24 protein-coding genes (1 of these 24 running past the window's edge) are annotated in these 21768 nt (G+C 61.8%); 12 read left to right on the top strand and 12 right to left on the bottom strand.

All coding sequences use genetic code 11. The features are described from left to right. Nucleotides 1-1353, top strand: the 3' portion of a protein-coding gene (locus tag EXN22_RS25000) for a peptidoglycan DD-metalloendopeptidase family protein (RefSeq protein ID WP_130266530.1). It extends 60 nt beyond the left edge of the window; the window shows 1353 of its 1413 coding nt (coding positions 61-1413); its start codon lies beyond the left edge, outside the window; its stop codon occupies nucleotides 1351-1353. Nucleotides 1354-1356: 3 nt separating this feature from the next. Continuing rightward, nucleotides 1357-2448, top strand: coding sequence for an anhydro-N-acetylmuramic acid kinase (locus EXN22_RS25005; RefSeq protein WP_130266531.1), 1092 nt, complete (start codon nucleotides 1357-1359; stop codon nucleotides 2446-2448). Nucleotides 2449-2504: 56 nt separating this feature from the next. On the opposite strand, the gene erpA is transcribed toward EXN22_RS25005, so the two are convergent. Both erpA and argC read right to left on the bottom strand, forming a co-directional pair. Beyond that, nucleotides 2505-2855, bottom strand: a complete 351-nt coding sequence (erpA, locus tag EXN22_RS25010) for an iron-sulfur cluster insertion protein ErpA (RefSeq protein ID WP_130266532.1) — start codon at nucleotides 2853-2855, stop codon at nucleotides 2505-2507. A gap of 158 nt (nucleotides 2856-3013) precedes the next feature. Then, nucleotides 3014-4048 (bottom strand): N-acetyl-gamma-glutamyl-phosphate reductase, encoded by a 1035-nt coding sequence (gene argC / locus EXN22_RS25015; RefSeq protein ID WP_130266533.1) that lies wholly within the window; start codon nucleotides 4046-4048, stop codon nucleotides 3014-3016. 142 nt (nucleotides 4049-4190) lie between these two features. Here argC and hemJ point away from each other — a divergent pair, with 142 nt between their 5' ends. The 8 genes from hemJ to EXN22_RS25055 all read left to right on the top strand — a co-directional run bounded on the left by hemJ (nucleotide 4191) and on the right by EXN22_RS25055 (nucleotide 9511). Further along, a complete protein-coding gene (gene hemJ, locus EXN22_RS25020; protein WP_130266534.1) occupies nucleotides 4191-4616 on the top strand; it encodes a protoporphyrinogen oxidase HemJ in 426 nt (141 codons plus the stop codon). A 33-nt stretch (nucleotides 4617-4649) separates the two neighbouring features. Further along, complete coding sequence (locus tag EXN22_RS25025; protein WP_130266535.1) at nucleotides 4650-5603, top strand: NAD(P)H-dependent flavin oxidoreductase; 954 nt, start codon at nucleotides 4650-4652, stop codon at nucleotides 5601-5603. A gap of 31 nt (nucleotides 5604-5634) precedes the next feature. Further along, nucleotides 5635-6081 (top strand): DUF805 domain-containing protein, encoded by a 447-nt coding sequence (locus EXN22_RS25030; RefSeq protein WP_130266536.1) that lies wholly within the window; start codon nucleotides 5635-5637, stop codon nucleotides 6079-6081. Between the two features lie 47 nt (nucleotides 6082-6128). Beyond that, nucleotides 6129-6902, top strand: coding sequence for an SDR family NAD(P)-dependent oxidoreductase (locus EXN22_RS25035; protein ID WP_130266537.1), 774 nt, complete (start codon nucleotides 6129-6131; stop codon nucleotides 6900-6902). 71 nt (nucleotides 6903-6973) lie between these two features. Next, a complete protein-coding gene (locus tag EXN22_RS25040) occupies nucleotides 6974-7312 on the top strand; it encodes a histidine triad nucleotide-binding protein (protein WP_045199336.1) in 339 nt (112 codons plus the stop codon). Nucleotides 7313-7377: 65 nt separating this feature from the next. Beyond that, nucleotides 7378-8025 (top strand): 2-polyprenyl-3-methyl-6-methoxy-1,4-benzoquinone monooxygenase, encoded by a 648-nt coding sequence (gene coq7, locus EXN22_RS25045; RefSeq protein WP_130266538.1) that lies wholly within the window; start codon nucleotides 7378-7380, stop codon nucleotides 8023-8025. A gap of 8 nt (nucleotides 8026-8033) precedes the next feature. Continuing rightward, nucleotides 8034-9074 carry a DUF2157 domain-containing protein gene (locus EXN22_RS25050; RefSeq protein ID WP_130266539.1) on the top strand — a complete coding sequence of 347 codons (1041 nt, stop codon included), beginning with the start codon at nucleotides 8034-8036 and terminating at the stop codon, nucleotides 9072-9074. A gap of 50 nt (nucleotides 9075-9124) precedes the next feature. Next, nucleotides 9125-9511: a hypothetical protein gene (locus EXN22_RS25055; protein WP_233281669.1), complete on the top strand. Its 387-nt coding sequence runs from the start codon at nucleotides 9125-9127 to the stop codon at nucleotides 9509-9511. Nucleotides 9512-9573: 62 nt separating this feature from the next. Here EXN22_RS25055 and EXN22_RS25060 read toward each other — a convergent pair whose 3' ends face one another. Next, on the bottom strand, nucleotides 9574-9996 hold the full coding sequence (locus EXN22_RS25060; RefSeq protein ID WP_130266541.1) for an OsmC family protein: 423 nt from the start codon (nucleotides 9994-9996) through the stop codon (nucleotides 9574-9576). A gap of 192 nt (nucleotides 9997-10188) precedes the next feature. Here EXN22_RS25060 and crp point away from each other — a divergent pair, with 192 nt between their 5' ends. Beyond that, nucleotides 10189-10833: a cAMP-activated global transcriptional regulator CRP gene (gene crp / locus EXN22_RS25065; RefSeq protein ID WP_130266542.1), complete on the top strand. Its 645-nt coding sequence runs from the start codon at nucleotides 10189-10191 to the stop codon at nucleotides 10831-10833. Here crp and EXN22_RS25070 read toward each other — a convergent pair. The 4 genes from EXN22_RS25070 to EXN22_RS25085 are packed head-to-tail and all read right to left on the bottom strand — an operon-like array spanning nucleotide 10830 to nucleotide 14073. Then, complete coding sequence (locus EXN22_RS25070) at nucleotides 10830-11534, bottom strand: lipoate--protein ligase family protein (protein ID WP_130266543.1); 705 nt, start codon at nucleotides 11532-11534, stop codon at nucleotides 10830-10832. The genes crp and EXN22_RS25070 overlap by 4 nt on opposite strands. A 53-nt stretch (nucleotides 11535-11587) precedes the next feature. Further along, entirely contained in the window at nucleotides 11588-12424 is an 837-nt protein-coding gene (gene trpC, locus EXN22_RS25075; RefSeq protein ID WP_130266544.1) for an indole-3-glycerol phosphate synthase TrpC, read from the bottom strand. Further along, nucleotides 12421-13470, bottom strand: coding sequence for an anthranilate phosphoribosyltransferase (gene trpD, locus EXN22_RS25080; protein WP_130266545.1), 1050 nt, complete (start codon nucleotides 13468-13470; stop codon nucleotides 12421-12423). Before trpD ends, trpC begins: the two co-directional genes overlap by 4 nt. Nucleotides 13471-13479: 9 nt before the next feature. Beyond that, nucleotides 13480-14073 carry an aminodeoxychorismate/anthranilate synthase component II gene (locus tag EXN22_RS25085; protein WP_130266546.1) on the bottom strand — a complete coding sequence of 198 codons (594 nt, stop codon included), beginning with the start codon at nucleotides 14071-14073 and terminating at the stop codon, nucleotides 13480-13482. A 404-nt stretch (nucleotides 14074-14477) separates the two neighbouring features. Between EXN22_RS25085 and estP the strand changes: the two genes are divergently transcribed. After that, nucleotides 14478-16400 carry an esterase EstP gene (gene estP, locus EXN22_RS25090; protein ID WP_130266547.1) on the top strand — a complete coding sequence of 641 codons (1923 nt, stop codon included), beginning with the start codon at nucleotides 14478-14480 and terminating at the stop codon, nucleotides 16398-16400. Between the two features lie 44 nt (nucleotides 16401-16444). On the opposite strand, the gene trpE is transcribed toward estP, so the two are convergent. The 5 genes from trpE to EXN22_RS25115 form a co-directional block, all read right to left on the bottom strand. Beyond that, nucleotides 16445-17926, bottom strand: coding sequence for an anthranilate synthase component I (trpE, locus tag EXN22_RS25095; protein WP_130266548.1), 1482 nt, complete (start codon nucleotides 17924-17926; stop codon nucleotides 16445-16447). Nucleotides 17927-17995: 69 nt separating this feature from the next. Continuing rightward, nucleotides 17996-18814, bottom strand: a complete 819-nt coding sequence (locus tag EXN22_RS25100; protein ID WP_130266549.1) for a phosphoglycolate phosphatase — start codon at nucleotides 18812-18814, stop codon at nucleotides 17996-17998. Then, nucleotides 18811-19485: a ribulose-phosphate 3-epimerase gene (gene rpe / locus EXN22_RS25105; RefSeq protein ID WP_130266550.1), complete on the bottom strand. Its 675-nt coding sequence runs from the start codon at nucleotides 19483-19485 to the stop codon at nucleotides 18811-18813. The genes EXN22_RS25100 and rpe overlap by 4 nt, the downstream gene beginning before the upstream one ends. 153 nt (nucleotides 19486-19638) lie before the next feature. Continuing rightward, the gene (locus EXN22_RS25110) at nucleotides 19639-20466 is read right to left on the bottom strand and encodes an ABC transporter permease (protein ID WP_130266551.1); all 828 of its coding nucleotides are present in this window, start codon (nucleotides 20464-20466) and stop codon (nucleotides 19639-19641) included. An 11-nt stretch (nucleotides 20467-20477) separates the two neighbouring features. After that, the gene (locus tag EXN22_RS25115) at nucleotides 20478-21725 is read right to left on the bottom strand and encodes an ABC transporter permease (RefSeq protein ID WP_130266552.1); all 1248 of its coding nucleotides are present in this window, start codon (nucleotides 21723-21725) and stop codon (nucleotides 20478-20480) included. Nucleotides 21726-21768 lie beyond the last annotated feature (43 nt).

The raw sequence follows: 21768 nt of genomic DNA on the forward strand, positions 1-21768 counted from the left end.
AGCGGCATCGCCGCCTTACTCAGCCTGGCCTTGCTGGTGTTCCCATCCAGTGAGGTCGAAGCCAAGAAAACCACCCTGAACCTGGAGCTGGAAAGCCCAGCCGAGCAACTCAAGCAGGAACAGCAAGCCCCCCTTACCCAGAACACCGACGCTGCTCCCTCACCCTTTGCGCAGATCGACAACAGCGCCAGCAAAACCGAGCAAACCGCCAAGGCTGAGCCCGCTCCATCCGCGCCGGCGAGCAAAGACCCGAGCCACCGCGAAGTCACCGTGAGCCGTGGCGACACCCTCTCGACCCTGTTCGCCAAGGTCGGCTTGCCCGCCAATGCAGTACACGAGGTACTGGCCAGCAACAAGCAGGCCAAGCAATTCAGCCAGCTCAAGCATGGCCAGGTGCTACAGATCGAACTGGATAAAGACGGCCAACTGGCTAGCCTGCACAGCAAGCTCAGTGACTTGGAAACCATTCGCCTGACCAAGAGCGCAAACGGTTACGCGTTCAACCGTGAGGTCAGCAAGCCTGTGATGCGCACAGCCTATGTGCACGGTGTGATCAAGAGCTCGCTGTCGGCCTCGGCGCAACGTGCCGGGCTCAATCACAACCTGACCATGGATATGGCGCGCATCTTCGGATACGACATCGACTTCGCCCAGGATATCCGCCAGGGCGACGAGTTCGACGTGGTCTACGAACAGAAGGTCATGAACGACAAGGTCGTCGGCACCGGTAATATCCTGTCCGCGCGCTTCACCAACCGCGGCAAGACCTTTACCGCCGTGCGCTACACCAACAAGCAGGGCAATACCAACTACTACACGGCTGACGGCAACAGCATGCGCAAGGCATTCATCCGTACCCCGGTTGATTTCGCCCGTATCAGCTCACGCTTCTCGGCAGGCCGCAAGCACCCGATCCTGAACAAGATCCGCGCACACAAAGGTGTCGATTACGCGGCTCCGCGCGGCACCCCGATCAAGGCAGCCGGTGACGGCAAGGTACTACTGGCGGGGCGTCGCGGAGGTTACGGCAACACCGTGATCATCCAGCACGGCAACCGCTACCAGACCCTCTACGGGCACATGCAGGGCTTCGCCAAGGGCGTGAAGACCGGCGGCAGCGTCAAGCAAGGGCAGATCATCGGCTACATCGGCACCACCGGCCTGTCCACTGGACCGCACCTGCACTACGAGTTCCAAGTCAATGGCGTGCACGTCGACCCGCTGGGGCAGAAGCTACCAATGGCAGACCCGATCGCCAAGGCCGAACGCCAGCGCTTCCTGCAGCAGAGCCAACCGCTGGTTGCCCGCATGGACCAGGAAAAGGCCACCCTGCTCGCCTCGAGCAAGCGCTAAGCAATGCCGCTCTATCTGGGTGTGATGTCCGGGACCAGCCTCGATGGCCTGGACATCGCCTTGATCGAACAGGCGCAGCAACCAAAGCTGCTCGCCACCCATTACGTTCCCATGCCCGCCAGCCTGCGCCAGGACCTGCTGAGCCTGTGCGCCAGCGGGCCTGACGAGATTGCTCGCGCCGCCCTGGCGGAGAATCAGTGGGTGCGCCTCGCCGCCGAGGGCATCCAGCACCTGCTGGCCGCCCACCACCTGCAGCCCGACGCCATTCGCGCCATCGGCAGCCATGGTCAGACCATTCGCCACGAACCGGCACGCGGCTTCACCGTACAGATCGGTAACCCGGCGTTGCTGGCTGAACTCACCGGCATCAGCGTGATCAGCGACTTTCGTCGCCGCGACGTTGCCGCTGGCGGCCAGGGTGCACCACTGGTACCGGCCTTTCACGAAGCACTGTTCGCCCAACAGGGCCAACGCCTGGCGGTGCTCAACATCGGCGGTTTCAGCAACCTGAGCCTGATCGAGCAGGACAAGCCGGTCAGTGGCTTCGACTGCGGCCCAGGTAACGTGCTGCTCGATGCCTGGATCGAGCACAAACTGGGACACAGCTATGACGCCAACGGCGCCTGGGCCGGCAAGGGTCAGGTGATCCCCTGCCTGCTCGCCTCGCTGCTAAGTGATCCGTTCTTCGCAGGCCTCGGGCCGAAAAGCACCGGCCGTGAAGTGTTCAACCTGCCCTGGCTGCAGTCGCACCTGGCGGCGCAATCGAGCTACCGGGATGAGGACGTCCAGGCCACCTTGCTGGAACTGACCGCCCGCAGTATCGTCAGCTCGTTGCAAGCGGCACAGGATGACACCCAGGCAGTGCTGGTCTGCGGTGGCGGTGCGCGCAACACTGTACTGATGCAGCGCCTGGCCAGCTTGCTGCCCAACGCCCGGGTCAGCAGCACTGCCGCTGGCGGTGTAGATCCGGATTGGGTCGAGGCCATGGCCTTCGCCTGGCTGGCCCACTGCTGTCTGGAGCACATCCCCGCCAATCGCCCCAGCGTTACCGCTGCCCGAGGCCTGCGGGTACTGGGCGCAATTTACCCGGCATAAACCGCATACAGCAAAACGCCGCGCATGGGCGCGGCGTTTGCGGTACTGCCTTGTGATCAGATCGAGAACGACGAGCCACAACCACACGTTGTGGTGGCATTCGGGTTCTTGATGACGAAACGCGAGCCTTCCAGGCCTTCCTGGTAATCCACCTCGGCTCCTGCCAGGTACTGGAAGCTCATCGGATCGACCACCAGGGCCACGCCTTCGCGCTCGATGATGGTGTCGTCTTCAGACACGTCTTCATCGAAAGTGAAACCGTACTGAAAACCCGAGCAACCACCACCAGTCACGAACACTCGCAACTTCAGGCGATCATTGCCCTCTTCATCGACCAGGGTCTTCACCTTGTGCGCTGCACCCTCAGTGAACAGCAAGGCCAGAGGGGTGAAGGATTCGACGCTCATGCTGACTATCTCCCGGCGCTATGCCGCCATAATGCGTAATGACGCGCATTATCCGCTTCTCCGAGAAAAGCGGTCAACAATACAAAAGCTGCAAGGGGTTGGCGGCAAGCTATAAGCGGACCGCCTCCACCTTTGACATGCAGCTTGAAACCTACCGTTTAAGGCAACAGGCCAGCGTGGGAAAGCCCCATGCGCTCGTCCAGGCCAAAGAGGATGTTGAGGTTCTGTACCGCCTGCCCCGACGCGCCCTTGACCAGGTTGTCGATCACCGACAGCACCACCACCAGGTCGCCGCCTTGCGGACGATGTACGGCAATCCGGCAGACGTTGGCGCCGCGCACGCTACGGGTTTCCGGGTGGCTACCTGCTGGCATTACATCGACGAACGGTTCATTGGCGTAGCGCTTTTCGAACAGTGCCTGCAGATCGACTGAGGTATCGGCGACGGTAGCGTACAGGGTCGAATGGATACCGCGAATCATTGGCGTCAGGTGCGGTACAAAAGTCAGGCCGACATCACTTCCGGCAGCCCGACGCAGGCCCTGGGTAATTTCCGGCAGGTGACGGTGTCCCTTGACCGCATAAGCCTTCATGCTCTCGCCCGCCTCACAGAACAGCGAGCCTACCGCCGCCCCACGACCGGCGCCGCTGACACCGGACTTGCAGTCGGCGATCAGGCGCGAGGCATCGGCGATACCGGCCTCGAGCAGCGGCAGGAACCCCAACTGGGTGGCAGTAGGGTAGCAACCGGGGACGGCAATCAAGCGTGCCTGGCGAATCTGCTCGCGATTGACCTCTGGCAGGCCATAGACCGCGTCCTTGAGCAGCTCTGGTGCGCCATGAGGCTGGCCATACCACTTGGCCCACTCGTCAGCATCCTGCAGACGAAAGTCGGCAGACAGGTCGATGACCTTGGTACCGGCGGCCAGCAACTCGCCTGCCAGGGCGTGAGCGACTCCGTGCGGGGTGGCGAAGAACACCACGTCGCAGGCCGCCAGGGTCTTCACGTCCGGAACGCTGAAAGCCAGGCCGTCGTAGTGGCCACGCAGGTTCGGGTACATGTCGGCAACGGCCAAGCCAGCTTCGGAGCGCGAGGTGATCACCGCCACCTCGGCCTGCGGATGCTGCGCCAACAGACGCAGCAACTCGACCCCGGTGTAACCCGTGCCGCCAACGATACCGACCTTGACCATAACGCGTGCCCCTTATCAACGAACCAACAGGAAAGCCCACGATAATAGGGGCGCTGAAACACGCCCACAACTGTTGCGATGGCCCACAACGCCCCCAGCCTCTACTATCTGACCACCGTGAACCCTGAAGGAACTTTACCCCATGCTTTTTCTCTGGATCAAAGCGCTGCATATCGTCAGCGTGGTCTGCTGGTTCGCCGGCCTGTTCTACTTGCCGCGCTTGTTCGTTTACCACGCGCAAAGCCAGGACAGCATCAGCCAGGAACGCTTCGTGCTCATGGAACGCAAGCTGTACCGCGGCATCATGCTGCCGGCGATGATCGCCAGCCTGGTCTTCGGCCTCTGGCTGCTGAGCCTGACCCCGGGATTCATGAGCCAGGGCTGGATGCACGCCAAGCTCACCCTGGTGGTGTTGCTGATCGGTTATCACCATATGTGCGGCGCACAGCTCAAGCGCTTCGCCCGCGGTGAAAACAACCGTAGCCACGTGTTCTACCGCTGGTTCAACGAAGTGCCGGTGCTGGTCTTGCTGGCGGTGGTAATTCTGGTGGTGGTCAAACCGTTCTAACCTAAGCCCTTATACAGCCTCGGGAAACCTGTCATGTCATTGCCTGCCCTGCTTCAACAACGCTTGCGCCTGCCGGTCGTAGCGGCGCCGATGTTCCTGATTTCCAACCCGCAACTGGTGCTGGCCTGTTGTGCCAATGGCGTGGTCGGCAGCTTCCCGGCGCTGAACCAGCGTGATAGCGCCGGGTTCAAGGCCTGGCTCGAAGAAATCGAAGCAGGTCTTGCAACGCTCGAAAACCCTGCGCCCTACGCGGTCAACCTGATCGTGCACCAGAGCAATCCGCGCCTGCAGGCGGACCTGGCACTGTGCGTCGAGCACAAAGTGCCGATCGTCATCACCAGCCTCGGGGCAGTGAAGGAGCTGGTTGATGCCGTGCATGGCTACGGTGGCCTGGTGTTCCATGATGTGACCACCCGCCGGCATGCCGAGAAAGCCGCCGAAGCTGGCGTCGATGGTCTGATTGCCGTGGCCGCCGGTGCTGGTGGCCATGCCGGGACCTGGAGTCCGTTCGCACTGGTCGCCGAGATCCGTCAGTTCTTCGACAAGACCCTGCTGCTGGCGGGTTGCATCAACCACGGCCACGAAGTCCTCGCCGCCCAGGTGCTAGGCGCCGATCTTGCGTACTTGGGCACTCGTTTTATTGCCACTCATGAAAGCCACGCGCCAGGGCCCTACAAACAAATGATGCTTGAAGCCAAGGCAGCCGATATCATCCACACCGCTGCGGTTTCCGGGGTGCCTGCCAGCTTCATGCGCCAGAGCCTGGAAAACGCCGGTTTCGACATGGCGGCCCTGCGCAACCACACCGAAACCAAGCTCAAACCCATTCACGACGAGGCCAAAGCCTGGAAGACCGTCTGGTCTGCCGGACAAGGTGTCGGCGCCATCGACCAACTGTGCTCGGTGGAACAACTGATCGCTCGTCTGGATACCGAATACCACCAGGCGCAAGACAAAGCGGCCACCCTGGGCCCACGATCAGGCTGATCCACGATTCAAGACGGCAAAGGAAGCCTGCATGAACCAAACAATGATCTTCGCAGACCAGGTAATGAGCCCAAAGGGCCGGATCGGCCGGGTGCGCCTGCTGGCCTGGAGCCTGGCGCTGCTCGTGGCATCGATCGCCGGTGTGCTGCTGGTAGGCTTGCTGGCCGCCTGGGTGTGGGACGACTTCGCCGTCCTGGTCCTGGTTGGCGCCCTCGTTGCGCGGATCATGAGCATGATCTTCTTTGTCAAACGCCTGCACGACCTGAACTGGAGCGGCTGGCTCTGCTGGGCGGTATTACTGCCCTGGGTCGGCAACGTCCTGCTTTTGCTGTTGCTGGTGATGCCCGGCAATCGCGGCGACAACCGCTTCGGACCGGCACCACCACCCAACAGCAAGCCAGTGATCGTTCTTGCCTCGCTGTGGCTGGTGCTGATTGTCGCTGTCGTGGCCATCGCCACGATCGATAGCTGGAGCTAGTACCTGTAAACTGGGCACTTTGGCCATCTTTGCGACTGGAGAACTGCATGACCCGTTACGCCATGATCACCGGTGCCTCCAGCGGCCTGGGCCTGGCACTGGCCGAGGCGTTGGCACGTCGGGGACGCAATCTGATCCTGGTGGCCCGCCAGCGTGACCCGCTGGAAAGCATCGCCATCGAGTTGACCCAGCGTTTTGGCGTAGAAGTGCTGTTTCGCGCCTGCGACCTGGGCGAGCCGTTGCGCCTGTCGGGCTTCTTGTTGGAACTTGAGGAAAGCGAGCGGCACATCGACCTGCTGGTCAATTGCGCCGGTATTCGCTCCTATGGGCATTTTCTGGCCCAGGAGTGGAGCGATGAGCAGGACCTGATCGAGGTGAACATTCTCGCCCTGACCCGCCTGTGCCATGCCTTGGGTAATGCCATGGCAGTCCAGGGTGGTGGGCAGATCCTCAACGTCGCCTCCCTCTGCGCCTTCGCCCCCGGGCCATGGATGAGCAGCTACGCGGCGAGCAAGGCTTATGTGCTGCACTTCTCCGAAGGCCTGCGCGAAGAACTCAAACGTACCGGCATCAAAGTTTCGGTGCTCTGCCCCGGCCCCGTACGCTCGCCGTTGCGGCGCATCGCGCGCCTGGAAAAAGGCCAACGCTGCCTGAGCCCGGAAGAAGTAGCGCTGTACACCGTGCGCGCACTGGACAAGAACCGCGCGCTGATCATTCCCGGGCGCCGTAACCGCTGGCTGGCGTTCGGCCCGCGCCTGTTGTCGCGCTGGGTCACCCGCAAGCTGGCCGGCGCCATCAACCAGGCCTATTGCCCACGCTAGTGGCGCAGGGCTGGGCGCAAACGCCTGGCCTGCGTACACTCGAGTCCGATTACCCTCATGGAGCAGCCGTAGTGGATACTCTGTTTACCAAGATCATCAACCGGGAAATCCCGGCCAAGATCATCTACGAGGACGACCAGGTTCTGGCCTTCCACGATATCGCCCCACAGGCACCGGTACATTTTCTGGTCATCCCGAAAAAGCCGATCCGCACCCTCAACGACCTGACCGAAGAAGACAAAGGGCTGGCCGGACACATCCTGTTCACCGCTCAGCGGCTGGCCAAGGAGCTGGGCTGCGAAGATGGCTTTCGCGTGGTCATGAACTGCAATGAGCTCGGTGGGCAGACTGTCTATCACATTCATATGCACGTGCTTGGCCAGCGTCAGATGCACTGGCCTCCAGGCTGATCCAGGGCAAGCCTGGACCTCGCGATTGGGGTAAACTGTCGGGCACATTCTTGCGGAGGTGCCCGATGGCTACCGAACGTCACTATTCCCCGCTTGACCGCTTGTTGCTGCAGGCCGACACAGCCATGCGCACCTTGCTGCCCTTCAGCGGCCAACCTTCCCGGCCGTCGCCGGCGATCATCCAGCCGGACGTCACCCTCGACGAAACCCAGACCCGCCATGTGGCCGGGCTCATGCGCATCAATCACACCGGTGAAGTCTGTGCCCAGGCGCTGTACCAGGGCCAGGCCCTGACCGCCAAGCTGCCTCAGGTGCGCAAGGCCATGGAGCATGCCGCCGAGGAAGAAATCGACCACCTGGCATGGTGCGAGCAGCGTATTCGCCAGCTCGGCAGCCATCCCAGCGTGCTCAACCCACTGTTCTATGGCATGTCCTTCGGCATTGGCGCCCTGGCCGGCCTGGTCAGCGACAAGGTCAGCCTGGGTTTCGTTGCGGCCACCGAGCACCAGGTGTGCAAACACCTGGACGAGCACCTGGAGCAGATCCCGGCCGAGGATGAAAAATCCCGGGCGATTCTCGAGCAGATGCGCGTCGACGAAGAGCAGCATGCCGAGTTGGCCCTGGACGCTGGAGGCTTCCGCTTCCCGGCACCGGTCAAGTTCGGCATGAGCCTGATGGCCAAGGTCATGACCAAAAGCACTTATCGTATCTAGGGCTGCCGATGACAGAACGCTTCGACGCCAAGGATCTGGCCCGCGCAGTCAGCGCCGGCGTTCTGAACCCGGGCCAGGATCAGGCCCTGCTTAAGTTTCTCAAGCACCAACCGCAAACCCAGGCCAGTTTTCAGCTGGCCCACGTGGCCTTTTACTTCGGCGCCCTGCTGATCATGGCTGCCATGGGCTGGTTGCTCAGCGAGGCCTGGATGCGCATCGGTGACAGCGCCCTGCTGGCGGTCGCGCTGGCGTACATCGGCGCGCTGACCTTGGGTGGCGTTTGGATGCAACGCCGCGGGCAGATCATTCCTGCAGGCGTACTTGCCACAGTGGCGGTGAGTATCGTGCCGCTGGCGGTGTTCGCCGTTGAACGCATCAGCGGTTTCTGGCCACTGGACGATGCCCAGGGCAATTACCATGATTACTACACCTACGTGCAGGGCGGCTGGCTACTGATGGAAGTGGCAACGGTGCTGGCCGGCTTGCTGATGCTGCGCCTGATCCCCTTCCCGTTCATCGTCATGCCAATTGCGGTGGCCTTGTGGTTCATGTCAATGGACCTGAGCGAATGGTTCCATGGCGAAGCCTTCGATTGGTACCAACGGCGCACGGTGTCACTATGGTTTGGCCTGGCGACGCTGCTGGTGTTCCTGGTGATCGATGGTCGCACCCGCCAGGACTATGCGTTCTGGGGTTACCTGGCCGGCTTGCTGGCATTCTGGTTCGGCTTGCCGCTGCTGGACACCGACAGCGAATGGGACAAAGCCCTGTACGGCCTGATCAATCTGGGCCTGATGGGTATTGCGCTGCTGCTGCGTCGGCCGCTGTTCATGGTCTTTGGCGGCATGGGGGTGGCGATGTACCTGGGGTATCTGTCTTACGAGGTGTTTGCCCAATCGCTGCTGTTCCCGGTGGTGCTGACCCTGATCGGGCTGGGCGTGATTGGCCTGGGCCTGCTGTACCAGAAACACCGCGAGCATCTGAGCAGTCGGCTACGTGCACAATTGCCGCAGGGTTTACTCACTCTACTGCCAGGGCTGCGTCGCTGATGATAAGGCTGTTTTGCATTCGCTTGCTACAAAGCCTGGGACTGGCACTGGTGGCTTACCTGTTCGTGTGCCTGATGACCGCTGGCATGAGCGGGGAAGCCTTGCGCCTGACGCTGCCAGATGTATCCCAACCTGATGGCAACAGCGCATTCGACCTGCTGCTGTTCTCGCTACCCGGGCAACTGCTGTTCTTGCTCGTCGGCTGTTTTATCCACAGGCAGCGCGTGCTCAGCAGTGTCTTCATGCTGTTCGCCGCGCTGATTGCCTTGCTGCAGTGCCTGCTGTTTTCACAGGCGTTTGGCAATACCTGGAGCACAGCAGAAATCTTCGGATTGCTTGGCTTCAACCTGCATTGGTTGTTGCTGGCGCTGGTTCCAGGATTGGTCTGGCTGATCGGACTTGAAAGGCTGCCGCTTTGCGGCAGATCGCGGGGCTAGACCTGCTCCCACAGGTCTTGCTTGTACCTGTAGGAGCGGGCTTGCCCCGCGATGGCTTATCCTCAACCGAGTTCGACGATCTCGTACCTGTGGCTGATCTCGACGCCAGCCCGGCCGAGCATGATCGACGCCGAGCAGTACTTCTCTGCCGACAGCTCGACCGCACGCTTGACCTGGGCATCCTTCAGGCCCCGCCCCTTGACCACGAATTTCAGGTGGATCTTGGTGAACACCTTGGGGTCTTCACTGGCGCGCTCGGCTTCAAGGAACGCTTCGCAACTCTCTACTGCCTGGCGGGATTTCTTCAGGATGCTGACCACATCGAAGTTGCTGCAGCCGCCCAGGCCCAACAGCAGCATCTCCATAGGCCGCACACCCAGGTTGCGGCCTCCGGCCTCGGGCGGGCCATCCATCACGACCACATGGCCGCTGCCCGATTCGCCCAGAAACATGGCTTCACCTGCCCACTGGATACGCGCCTTCATTACCTGGACTCCCTTGCTGGAAAAAAGGCTGTCAGCTTAGACCCTGCGGGCCCGTGGGAAAAGCTCAAGCGCATGGGTAAATCTGCCGATAGATGAACGCGCGTCTGATAAGCTGACGCCAAATCACTGGCGCATATCGCCAGACAACCTATAAAAGTAATTCAAGCGTCGCCTCCTGACCGGGATCCAGCCATGGTTGCATCAGCCCTTCCAGCCAAGATCAAGAACATCGATAAATTGCTGGTCCATTGCCAGCGCCGCCGCTATGCGGCCAAGAGCAACATCATCTGCGCCGGTGACAAGGCCGAAACCCTGTCATTCATCATCAAGGGTTCGGTGACCATCCTCATTGAAGACGACGATGGTCACGAAATGATCATCGCCTACCTCAACAGCGGCGACTTTTTCGGGGAGCTGGGGCTTTTTGAACCGGCAGGCCAGGAGCAGCAACGCAGTGCCTGGGTCCGGGCCAAAAGTGAATGTGAGGTCGCCGAGATCAGCTACGAGAAATTCCGCGAACTGGCCCGCCACGACCCGGACATTCTCTACGCCCTGGGCGGTCAGATGGCCCAGCGCCTGCGCAATACCACACGCAAGGTCGGTGACCTGGCATTCTTCGACGTCACCGGCAGGGTCGCCCGCTGCTTGCTGGAGTTGTGCAAACAGCCAGATGCCATGACCCACCCGGACGGCATGCAGATCAAGATCACTCGCCAGGAGATCGGCCGGATCGTCGGTTGTTCGCGGGAAATGGTCGGCCGTGTGCTCAAGGATCTTGAAGATCGCAGCCTGGTGCACGTCAAGGGCAAGACCATGGTGGTCTTCGGCACCCGTTAATCGCGGGCGATACCCTTGATCACCTCAGCGTAGGCCTGGCCGAGGCGTTCGAGCAGCGGTGCATCGGGCACCACTTCGTGCAAGGCGATGTGGCTATCAGCCAGGCAACGCTGCTCCAGGCCGCAACACTCATTGAAACGGTTGACCGCGGCCACCATCGACTCGCGCTCGTTATCCAGCAGCAGCGCGCCATGCACCAGCACCACCGCACGCTTACCACCCAGGCCCTGACGCCAGCGCTGGGCAGTGCCGACCAGTTTGCGGCCATTGAGGTTGACGTTGTAGCGTCCATCACAGAATGCCCCCTCGATTTCCCCCACCGATGCCAGCCCGCCCCATTCGCGCAGCACCTCACACAACGGCAGGCACAGGCGCTCGTAGGCATTTTCAATGCGACCGTGGTCGCCTTCGCTTTTCGGCGCGACGTACACCAGGGCAATGTTGATCACCGCAGACGACTGCGGCACCGGCTCACCACCGGTTTCGCGCAACAAAACCGGCCAGCCGGCGATTGCCAGCTCTGCGCAGGCGGCCTCGAAACCGTCCAGGCGGCTCATGCGCCGGGGCATGACCAAGGCATGGTCAGTTGGACGCCAAAACATCAGGCCATAGTCCTTTTCGCCTTTGCATACCGCCGCCAGCAGCGCCTGCTCGGCCTGCAGCCCGGCCTCGACAGTGACATCAACCACTTGATCAGTCATCGCATTAACCTTGTAGGTACAAAAAAGCCGGCATTGCCGGCTTCAGAGTTGAATCAGTCCAGGCCTTGCACCGGGTTCTGCACCGCGCGCTCCGGGAAAAACAGACGTTGCAGTTCCAGCCCCGGATGCTCGGCACGCATGAAGGCTTCGCCGACCAGGAAGGAATAGACCTCGTTGATCTCCATCAGCTCGACATCGGCACGGTTGAGGATGCCGCTCTCGGTGATAGCCAGGCGATCACGGGGGATGCGCGGCAGCAGGTCGAGAGTGGTTTCCAGGCTGACTTCGAAGCTGTGCAGGTTACGGTTGTTGACCCCGACCAGTGGTGTATCGAGGGTCTTGAGTGCCCGCTCCAGCTCGTCGCCGTCATGCACTTCGACCAGCACATCCAGACCCACGCTTTTTGCTGTGGCAGCCAACTCGGCCATTTTCACATCATCCAGCGCCGCGACAATCAACAGAACGCAGTCAGCGCCAAGGGCCCGAGCCTCGACGATCTGATACGGATCGATCATGAAGTCCTTGCGGATCACCGGCAATTTGCACGCGGCACGCGCTTGTTGCAGGTAGGCATCAGCGCCCTGGAAATAGTCGACATCGGTCAGCACCGACAGGCAGGTCGCCCCGCCCTTCTCGTAGCTGACGGCGATGTCGGCCGGAATAAAGTTTTCGCGGATCACGCCTTTGCTGGGCGAGGCCTTCTTGATCTCGGCAATCACTGCTGGCTGCTTGCGCTTGGCCTGCTCGATCAAGGCATTGGCAAAACCCCGTGGGGCATCGGCGACTGACGCCAGACGCTCAAGCTCCGCCAGGCTGACCCGGGCACGGCGCTCGGCCACTTCCTCGACCTTGCGGGCGAGGATTTTTTCCAGAACCGTCGGCACACTCATCCTTCATTCTCCTGCTTGAACACCGCGGTAAAGGCACCGAGTTCTTCGAGTTTTTCCCGGGCAAGGCCGGTGTGCAATGCATCATGCGCCAGCTCCACGCCCTGCTTGAGGCTCATGGCGTGGTCGGCGGCGTACAGCGCAGCGCCGGCGTTAAGCACGATCATTTCCGCGGCCTTCTGGCCGTTTTCGGTCTTGCGCCGGCCCAGGGCATCGCGGATCAACTCCAGCGAGTTCGCCGGGCTTTCCACGGCCAGGCCATGCAGACTCTGGCTTTTCATGCCGAGGTCTTCGGGTTCGACCCAGTATTCAGTGATCTGGTCATTCTTGAGTTCGGCAACAAAGGTCGGCGCGGCCAGGCTGAATTCGTCCAGGCCGTCCTTGGAATGCACCACCAGTACATGCTTGCTGCCCAGACGCTGCAGCACTTCAGCCAGCGGGCGGCACAGTGCCTGGGTGAACACGCCGACGACCTGATGCTTGACCCCGGCCGGATTCGTAAGCGGGCCGAGCATGTTGAACAGGGTGCGCAGCCCCAGGTCACGACGCGGGCCGGCGGCGAACTTCATTGCCTTGTGGTGGGTCTGGGCAAACATGAAGCCGATGCCGACGCTGTCGATGCAGCGCGCTACCTGCACCGGCGTCAGGTTCAGGTAGATACCGGCCGCTTCCAGCAGGTCGGCACTGCCGCTCTTGCCCGAGACCGCACGGTTGCCGTGCTTGGCCACGGTGCAGCCGGCGGCGGCAACGACAAAGGCCGAGGCGGTGGAAACGTTGAAGATGTTGGCGCCATCGCCGCCAGTGCCAACCACATCGACCACCTGGTCGAGAGTGTTGAGTTCGACCTTGTCGGCCAGCTCGCGCATCACGGAAACCGCACCGACGATTTCATCGATGCTCTCGCTCTTCATGCGCATACCCATCATGAAAGCGCCGATCTGCGCCTCGCTGCATTGGCCGGTCATGATTTCGCGCATGACATCGCGCATTTCTTCGGTGCTCAGGTCCAGGTGACCGACGATGCGGCTCAGCGCGTTCTTGATATCCATGTTCGATCCTTAACGGCGACCGCCGGTCTGCTTGAGGAAGTTGGCGAACAGCTCGTGGCCCTGCTCGGTGAGGATCGACTCGGGGTGGAACTGCACCCCTTCGATGTTCAGCTCTTTGTGGCGCAGGCCCATGATCTCGTCCACCGAGTCGTCTTCAAGGGCGGTCCAGGCAGTCAGCTCCAGGCAGTCTGGCAAGGTTTCGCGCTTGACCACCAGCGAGTGATAGCGGGTCACCGTCAGCGGGTTGTTGAGGCCGGCGAACACGCCCTGGTCCTTGTGGTACACAGGGCTGGTCTTGCCATGCATCACCTGGCGGGCGCGCACCACATCACCACCAAACGCCTGGCCGATGGACTGGTGGCCCAGGCACACGCCAAGTATCGGCAGCTTGCCTGCGAAATGCTTGATGGCCGCAAGCGACACTCCGGCTTCGGTCGGGGTGCAGGGACCCGGGGAAACAACAATGCGCTCGGGGTTCAGGGCTTCGATCTGGGCGATAGTCAGTTCGTCATTGCGAATGACCTTGACCTCTGCGCCCAACTCGCCGAGGTATTGCACGACGTTGTAGGTGAAGGAGTCATAGTTGTCGATCATCAGTAACATCTGGGTTCAACCTCTTGCATCTACTGACTTTGAATACATGCCTTTCGAAGTGCCTGTGCACTGTGCAACAGGTGCGAGCATCCCGGTGTGTACCAGCAAGCGCCGGCTACAGCAGGTAAAGCGTTCAGAAAGGCAAAGCGGTACAGGGCCGGCTAACCGGCAAGAGATAAAGTCAGGCGCGCCAACGCCAACGGGCGTGGGCCTTGATAACGCGCATCAAGAGTTTGCTGACGATCAACACGGGGTAGGTCTCGTTCATACGTTCCCGCACAGTAGCCTACCGGCGCGGTCCACGCAATATGACTGAGGCATGGCGAAACGCTTTAGCGATGGAAGACACGCCGAATGTTTTGCTAACGTCGCAAGGCGTCATCCAATAACAACAACGAAAAAGGATCTTTGCGATGTTGACTGCGCGTTCACTGTTGCCCTGTGCATTCACCCTCCTGGCCCTGGCCTGTTCCAGCGCCTATGCAGCCCCCTCCCCGTACTCAACCTTGATCGTCTTTGGCGACAGCCTAGCCGATGCCGGCCAGTTCCCCGACTCAGGCGGGCCAGCGGGCGCTACCCAGCGCTTTACCAATCGGGTTGGGCCGACTTATGGCAACGGCGAGGCTTTTGGCGCGGTGTCGCCCATGCTGCTCGGCGCACAGCTGGGCATCGCGCCAACCGACCTGGGTGCTTCGACATCCCCGGTCAATGCCGCGCTCGGCCGCCCCGACGGCAACAACTGGGCCGTGGGCGGCTACCGCACCGATCAGATCCTCGACTCGATCACCGGCACCTCCGATGTGATCATTCCACCGGGTAATCCTGGAGCCGGCACCGTTCTGCGTGAACGCCCGGGCTATCTGGCCGGCGGGCTGCGCGCCGATCCCAACGCGCTTTACTACCTGACCGGTGGCGGCAACGATTTCCTCCAGGGCCAGATCACCAGCCCGGCAACCGCCGCCGCTGCCGCCAATCGCCTGGCCGCCAGCGCCCAGGCCCTGCAACAGGGCGGCGCGCAGTACATCATGGTCTGGCTGCTGCCTGACCTGGGCCTGACCCCGGCAATCAACGGCACGCCAATGCAGGGCCCGGCTTCGCAGTTGAGCAGCATCTTCAACCAGCAACTGGTTGGCCAACTGAGTCAGATTGATGCCCAAATCATTCCACTCAACGTGCCGCTGCTACTGCAGGAGGCCCTGGCCTCCCCGGCGCAGTTCGGCCTGGCCACAGGTCAAAACCTGGTCGGCACCTGCTTCAGTGGCAATGGCTGTGTGCAGAACGCAACCTACGGGATCAACGGCGCCACGCCCGACCCAAGCAAGCTGCTGTTCAACGATTCGGTCCACCCCACCACTGCCGGGCAGGAGCTGATCGCCGACTACGCCTTCTCGATCCTCTCCGCGCCCTGGGAGCTGACGCTGTTACCAGAAATGGCCCACGCCAGCCTACGTGCGCATCAGGATGAGCTGCGCAACCAGTGGCAAGGTAGCTGGCAGCCGGTTGGTCAATGGCAGGCCATCGTTGCCGCCGGTGGGCAAAACCTGGATATCGACAGCCAGCGCAGCTCCGCAAGTGCCGATGGCCATGGCTACAACCTGACCCTGGGCGGCAGTTATCGCCTGGATGATGCCTGGCGCATTGGCGTGGCTACCGGCGTTTACCAGCAAAAGCTCGAAGCTGGCCAGCAGGACTCCGACTACAAGCTCGACAGTTATCTGGCGAGCGCCTTCGTCCAGTTCCAGCAGAACCAGTGGTGGGCTGATGCCGCCCTGACCGGCGGGCATCTTGACTACAGCGATCTGAAGCGCACCTTCGCCCTGGGCGTGAACGATCGTAGCGAGAAAGGTGATACCGATGGCGAGCTGTGGGCCTTTGCCGCGCGGCTGGGCTATGACCTGGCGGCTCCCGACAGCCAGTGGAGCCTGTCGCCTTTCGTCAGCGCCGACTATGCGCGGGTGAAAGTCGATGGCTATGCGGAGAAAGGCAGCCGCGCTACAGCCTTGAGCTTCGACGATCAGGACCGTGAATCGCGGCGCCTGGGCCTGGGTTTGCAGGGTAAATATCAGGCCGGGCCAAGCACCTTGCTGTTCGCCGAAGTGGCGCACGAACACGAGTTCGAAGACGACCGCCAGGACCTGACCATCCATCTCAACAGCCTGCCGGGCAACGACTTCACTCTGACCGGCTACACCCCGCAGAGCAATCTGAATCGGGCAACTCTGGGCTTGAGCCAGACCCTGGTGCCGGGGCTGGCCCTGCGCGGCAGCTACAACTGGCGCAAAAGTGACGAGTTGACCCAGCAAGGAATCAACCTGGCATTAAGCCTGGCGTTCTAGAGAAGGAAAACGGCGCCTGCCACAAGCAGGCGCCGTGGATCAGGTTAGCTACGTGGCGTCTGCTCGGCCAGCGCCACTGCGCGGAACATCGCCCGGCGCTTGTTGATGGTTTCTTCCCATTCAAGCGCAGGCACCGAATCGGCAACGATCCCGCCACCGGCCTGCACATGCAGCTCGCCGTCCTTGATCACCGCGGTACGGATGGCAATCGCGGTGTCCATGTTGCCGTTCCAGGCAAAGTACCCCACCGCACCGCCGTAGACGCCGCGTTTGACGGGCTCCAGCTCGTCGATGATTTCCATCGCACGGATTTTCGGTGCGCCGGACAAGGTGCCGGCCGGCAGGATGGCGCGCAGGGCATCCATGGCGCTCAGACCCTGTTTCAGCTCACCGGTCACGTTGGAAACGATGTGCATGACGTTGGAGTAACGCTCGATCACCATTTTCTCGGTGACTTTGACCGAACCGGTCTCGGAGACCCGCCCTGCGTCGTTGCGACCCAGGTCGATGAGCATCAGGTGCTCGGCGATTTCCTTGTCGTCGGACAGCAGGTCTTCTTCCAGCGCGCGGTCAGCCTCTTCGCTGGCACCACGTGGCCGGGTTCCGGCGATCGGGCGCACGGTGACCAGGTTGTCCTCGACCCGCACCAGCACTTCCGGCGAGCTGCCCACGACGTGGAAGTCGCCGAAGTTGAAGAAGTACATGTATGGCGTCGGGTTGAAGCAGCGCAGCGCCCGGTACAGGTCGATCGGCGCCGCCTTGAAGTCGATGGACATGCGTTGCGACGGCACCACCTGCATGCAGTCACCAGCAAGGATGTACTCCTTGATGGTATCGACCGCCCGCTCGTAGTCGCTCTGGGTAAAGCTTGAGCGGAATTCGGGCTCTGCCGGCAATGGCCCACCCAGGTCCAGGCCGCGACGCGGAGCCAGGGGCTGGCGCAACTGCTCAAGCAGGCTATCAAGGCGCGCCAGGCCGTTTTCGTAGGCGTGCTCCTGCGCCGGATCGGCCAGCACGATCGCATGCATCTTGCCCGCCAGGTTATCGAACACCACCACGGCATCGGACACCATCAGCAGGATGTCCGGCACGCCCAGCGGATCGGGATTGGGGCACTTGCCCAGGCGCCGCTCGACATAACGCACGCAGTCATAACCGAAGTATCCGACCAGGCCACCGTTGAAGCGCGGCAGGCCAGCAATGGTCGGCACCTGGTAGCGCTCCTTGAAGGCTTCGACGAACGCCAGCGGGTCTTCCACTTCATGCTGCTCGATCAGTTCACCGTCGTGGGTGATCCGCACCTGATGATCGTGCACACGCAACACGGTGCGGCACGGCAGGCCGATGATCGAGTAACGCCCCCACTTCTCACCGCCCTGCACCGATTCGAGCAGGTAGGAGTTGGGCTGGTCAGCCAGTTTCAGGTAGATCGACAGCGGAGTGTCGAAGTCGGCCAGGGTCTCGCAGGCCAGGGGGATGCGGTTGTAGCCGGCAGCGGCCAGGCGCAGGAATTCTTCGCGGGTCATGATAGCCTCGTGGCAAGCAGCAGATGGGTCAGGCAGGCAAGCAGGCCGGCATAGGCCGGCAGACGGCAGTCAGGCGCGCCAACGCCAGCGGGCCAGGGCCTTGATGACTTTCATCCAGAGTTTGCCGGTAACCGCCACGATGGAATCTCGATCTGAGGAGGATGGAACGTCCGCCAACGTTATCCCAGTGGCCGGATCTAAGCAACCAGGCAACAGCGCACGCAGATCATCGATGACCAGGCACGGCGCTTCTTCACTGATCGGCCGGCCATGGTTGTAGCCATAGCTCAAGCCGACACACTTGACCCCGGCAGCTTTGGCCGCGAGCACATCGCTGCGCGAGTCGCCGACAAACAGGGCCTGTTCAGGTGCGACGCTGGCCATCTTCATGACAAACAGCAATGCAGCCGGGTCGGGCTTTTTCTGCGGCAGGGTGTCGCCACCGATGATCCAGCGGAAGTAGCGACCGATTTTCATCTGGTCGAGCAAAGGCGCAACGAAGCGCTCGGGCTTGTTGGTGATCAGGGCCATTTCCACGCCCTGTTTGTGCAACCACTTGAGGGTGTCGCGCACCCCCGGATAGACCACCGTCAGCTCATGACTGTCGGCGTAGGCCTGCATGAACAGCTCCAGGCCTCGTTCGGCTTCGACGTCATCCACCGACTGGTGGTCGATGCCGCCGGCCAGGGCGCGGCGCACCAGCACCGGCGCACCATTGCCGACCCAGTGGCGTACCGCCTCAAGGCCAGCGGGCTGACGGCCCATCGCGAGCAGCATGTTATCCACCGCCGCTGCCAGGTCGGGTACCGAATCGATCAGGGTACCGTCCAGATCAAACATCACCAGTTTGGGCAGGGCGTCGGGGAACAGCTGCTCGAAGCCACTCATGGGCGGGCCAGGGCCAGTTCAGCGCGCATCTTGGCGATCACCTCGCGGTAGTCCGGGGTGTTGAAGATCGCGGAGCCGGCGACGAAGGTGTCGGCGCCTGCTGCCGCGATTTCACGGATGTTGTTGACGTTCACCCCGCCGTCGATCTCCAGACGGATGTCACGCCCGCTGGCATCGATCAGCGCACGGGCTTCGCGCAGCTTGTGGAGGGTGCCGGGGATGAACTTCTGGCCACCGAAGCCTGGGTTGACGCTCATCAACAGGATCATGTCGACCTTGTCCATCACGTATTTGAGGGTGTCGAGCGGGGTTGCCGGGTTGAATACCAGGCCGGCCTTGCAACCACCGTCGCGAATCAACTGTAGCGAACGATCGATGTGCAGGGTGGCTTCCGGATGGAAGGTGATGTAACTGGCACCCGCGTCGATGAAATCGCCAATGATGCGGTCGACCGGGCTGACCATCAGGTGCACGTCGATCGGTGCAGTAACGCCGTACTTGCGCAGGGCCGTGCAGACCATCGGGCCGATGGTCAGGTTGGGCACGTAGTGGTTGTCCATCACATCGAAGTGAACGATGTCGGCACCGGCGGCCAGGACATTGTCGACTTCCTCGCCCAGGCGGGCGAAGTCGGCAGAGAGAATCGAGGGGGCAATAGCGTAGGGCTGCATGGCGCACCTGAAGGCAGAATCACAGTGGCGCGCATTGTACCTCAGGCAAACGCTCAGGGGCTGACCGGTATCAAGGCGGTCGACGGGTGCTCATCGCGGGGCAAGCCCGCTCCTACAAACTTGTGGGAGAGGGCTTGCCCCGCGATAGAGGTTTCAACCCGGCTGCTGGGTGCGCAGCTTCTCGCTGCGCCCTCGCAGCCATTCCAGGGTCAGCAACAACACCACCGAGAACGCAATCAGCAAGGTTGCCGCGGCTGCGATGGTCGGGCTGAGGTTCTCGCGGATACCGCTGAACATCTGCCGTGGCAGGGTCGCCTGCTCGGGGCCGGCGAGGAACAGGGTAACCACCACCTCATCGAACGAGGTAGCAAAAGCAAACAGCGCCCCGGAGATCACCCCCGGCGCAATCAACGGCAGGGTCACCCGACGGAAGGTCGTCAGCGGCGAGGCACCAAGACTCGCAGCAGCGCGCACCAGGTTGTGGTTGAACCCCTGCAAGGTCGCCGACACGGTGATGATGACGAACGGTACCCCCAGCACCGCATGCACCAGGATCAGCGAGATGAAGCTGTTGCCCATCCCCAATGGCGCAAAGAACAGGTAGCTGGCCACACCGATGATCACCACCGGTACCACCATGGGCGATATCACCAGGGCCATGATCAGCGACTTGCCCGGAAAATCACCCCGGGTCAGGCCGATCGAGGCCAGGGTGCCGAAGACCATGGCCAGCACCGTGGCAGCCGGGGCAACGATGATGCTGTTCTTAAGCGCCCGCATCCATTCGGCGGAGGCGAAGAAGTCCTGGTACCACTGCAGCGAAAACCCCTGCAACGGATAGACCAGGAAGCTGCCGGAGTTGAACGACAGCGGAATGATCACCAGCACCGGCAACACCAGGAACAACAGGATCAGCCCGCAAAGGATGCGCAAGCTGTAGAACCAGACCCGCTCGACGGGCGACATGTAGGGGCTCAGCATGACAACGCTCCTCAGCTCAGGCGCAGGCGGCTGGCGCCGACCAGCCAGCTATAGATCAGGTAAAGCAGCACGGTGGCCAGCAACAGCAAGCCGCCCAGCGCGGTTGCCATGCCCCAGTTGATGCTGGTGTTGGTGTAGAAGGCCACGAAGTAGCTGACCATCTGGTCATTGGGGCTGCCGAGCAGCGCCGGGGTGATGTAGTAGCCAATGGCAAGAATGAACACCAGCAGGCAGCCCGCGCCTACGCCCGCGTAGGTTTGCGGGAAGTACACCCGCCAGAAGCTGGCAAACGGATGACAGCCCAGGGAAATCGCCGCACGCATATAGGTGGGCGAGATGCCCTTCATCACGCTGTAGATCGGCAGGATCATGAACGGCAGCAGAATGTGCACCATGGAGATGTACACCCCGGTTCGGTTGAACACCAGCTCCAGCGGCTTGTCGATAATGCCCATGGCCATCAGCGCGCTGTTGATCAGCCCGCCCGATTGCAGCAGCACGATCCAGGCCGCGACCCGCACCAGGATCGAAGTCCAGAACGGTAGCAGCACCAGAATCATCAGCAGGTTGCTCTGCCGGGTCGGCAGGTTGGCCAGCAAGTAGGCCAATGGATAGGCCAGTACCAGGCAGATGGCGGTGATGACGAAGCCCATCCACAGAGTGCGGGTGAAGATGTCCAGGTAGATGGCCTGGTCCGGGGTGGCCTTGGCCAGCTCGCCGAGGTCATCGATGCGATGGTCCAGGGCCGCCAGCAGGTAGAACGGGGTGACACTACTGGTGTTACGGCGGATCGCCTGCCAGTAGGCCGGATCGCCCCAGCGCTCGTCCAGTTCCTGCAGGGCTTCTTTATAAGAAGCCGGCTCGGTCTTGAACGGCAGCGCCCGGGCGGTCTTGGCCAGCAGGCTGCGATAGCCGGCCAGCTCCATGTTCAGGCGCTTGGAGGTATCGCCCAGGGTCTGGTTCTTGCGCGCCTGGGCGAGGTCTTCGCTCAGCGCCTTGTACACAGGTTCCCCCGGCAGGCCCTTGCCATCCCACTGGGCCACGGCGGTCACCGTCTGCGGCAAGCCGCCGACCACTTCCGGGTTACCCACGCTCTTGTAGAGCAGTGCGGCAATTGGCACGAGGAACACCAGCAGCAGGAACAACGCCAGCGGCGCGATCAGCGCTTGCGCCTTCCAGCGGTTGACCCGCTCGGCACGCTTGAGGCGCTGCTTGAGGTTGGAACCGGCGCCTTCATTCAGGGGCACTGCGATGGCCATAGCGAACTCCGAAATCTTGAGAACAAGGAGCGTCGGCGGCAAG

The sequence above is a fragment of the Pseudomonas tructae genome (assembly GCF_004214895.1).
Taxonomy (GTDB): domain Bacteria; phylum Pseudomonadota; class Gammaproteobacteria; order Pseudomonadales; family Pseudomonadaceae; genus Aquipseudomonas; species Aquipseudomonas tructae.

Coding starts and splice junctions, on each gene's coding strand:
- EXN22_RS25005 (WP_130266531.1), top strand. CDS start 1,357: ATGCCGCTCTATCTGGGTGTGATGTCCGGGACCAGCCTCGATGGCCTG.
- erpA (WP_130266532.1), bottom strand. CDS start 2,855: ATGAGCGTCGAATCCTTCACCCCTCTGGCCTTGCTGTTCACTGAGGGT.
- argC (WP_130266533.1), bottom strand. CDS start 4,048: ATGGTCAAGGTCGGTATCGTTGGCGGCACGGGTTACACCGGGGTCGAG.
- hemJ (WP_130266534.1), top strand. CDS start 4,191: ATGCTTTTTCTCTGGATCAAAGCGCTGCATATCGTCAGCGTGGTCTGC.
- EXN22_RS25025 (WP_130266535.1), top strand. CDS start 4,650: ATGTCATTGCCTGCCCTGCTTCAACAACGCTTGCGCCTGCCGGTCGTA.
- EXN22_RS25030 (WP_130266536.1), top strand. CDS start 5,635: ATGAACCAAACAATGATCTTCGCAGACCAGGTAATGAGCCCAAAGGGC.
- EXN22_RS25035 (WP_130266537.1), top strand. CDS start 6,129: ATGACCCGTTACGCCATGATCACCGGTGCCTCCAGCGGCCTGGGCCTG.
- coq7 (WP_130266538.1), top strand. CDS start 7,378: ATGGCTACCGAACGTCACTATTCCCCGCTTGACCGCTTGTTGCTGCAG.
- EXN22_RS25050 (WP_130266539.1), top strand. CDS start 8,034: ATGACAGAACGCTTCGACGCCAAGGATCTGGCCCGCGCAGTCAGCGCC.
- EXN22_RS25060 (WP_130266541.1), bottom strand. CDS start 9,996: ATGAAGGCGCGTATCCAGTGGGCAGGTGAAGCCATGTTTCTGGGCGAA.
- crp (WP_130266542.1), top strand. CDS start 10,189: ATGGTTGCATCAGCCCTTCCAGCCAAGATCAAGAACATCGATAAATTG.
- EXN22_RS25070 (WP_130266543.1), bottom strand. CDS start 11,534: ATGACTGATCAAGTGGTTGATGTCACTGTCGAGGCCGGGCTGCAGGCC.
- trpC (WP_130266544.1), bottom strand. CDS start 12,424: ATGAGTGTGCCGACGGTTCTGGAAAAAATCCTCGCCCGCAAGGTCGAG.
- trpD (WP_130266545.1), bottom strand. CDS start 13,470: ATGGATATCAAGAACGCGCTGAGCCGCATCGTCGGTCACCTGGACCTG.
- EXN22_RS25085 (WP_130266546.1), bottom strand. CDS start 14,073: ATGTTACTGATGATCGACAACTATGACTCCTTCACCTACAACGTCGTG.
- estP (WP_130266547.1), top strand. CDS start 14,478: ATGTTGACTGCGCGTTCACTGTTGCCCTGTGCATTCACCCTCCTGGCC.
- trpE (WP_130266548.1), bottom strand. CDS start 17,926: ATGACCCGCGAAGAATTCCTGCGCCTGGCCGCTGCCGGCTACAACCGC.
- EXN22_RS25100 (WP_130266549.1), bottom strand. CDS start 18,814: ATGAGTGGCTTCGAGCAGCTGTTCCCCGACGCCCTGCCCAAACTGGTG.
- rpe (WP_130266550.1), bottom strand. CDS start 19,485: ATGCAGCCCTACGCTATTGCCCCCTCGATTCTCTCTGCCGACTTCGCC.
- EXN22_RS25110 (WP_130266551.1), bottom strand. CDS start 20,466: ATGCTGAGCCCCTACATGTCGCCCGTCGAGCGGGTCTGGTTCTACAGC.
- EXN22_RS25115 (WP_130266552.1), bottom strand. CDS start 21,725: ATGGCCATCGCAGTGCCCCTGAATGAAGGCGCCGGTTCCAACCTCAAG.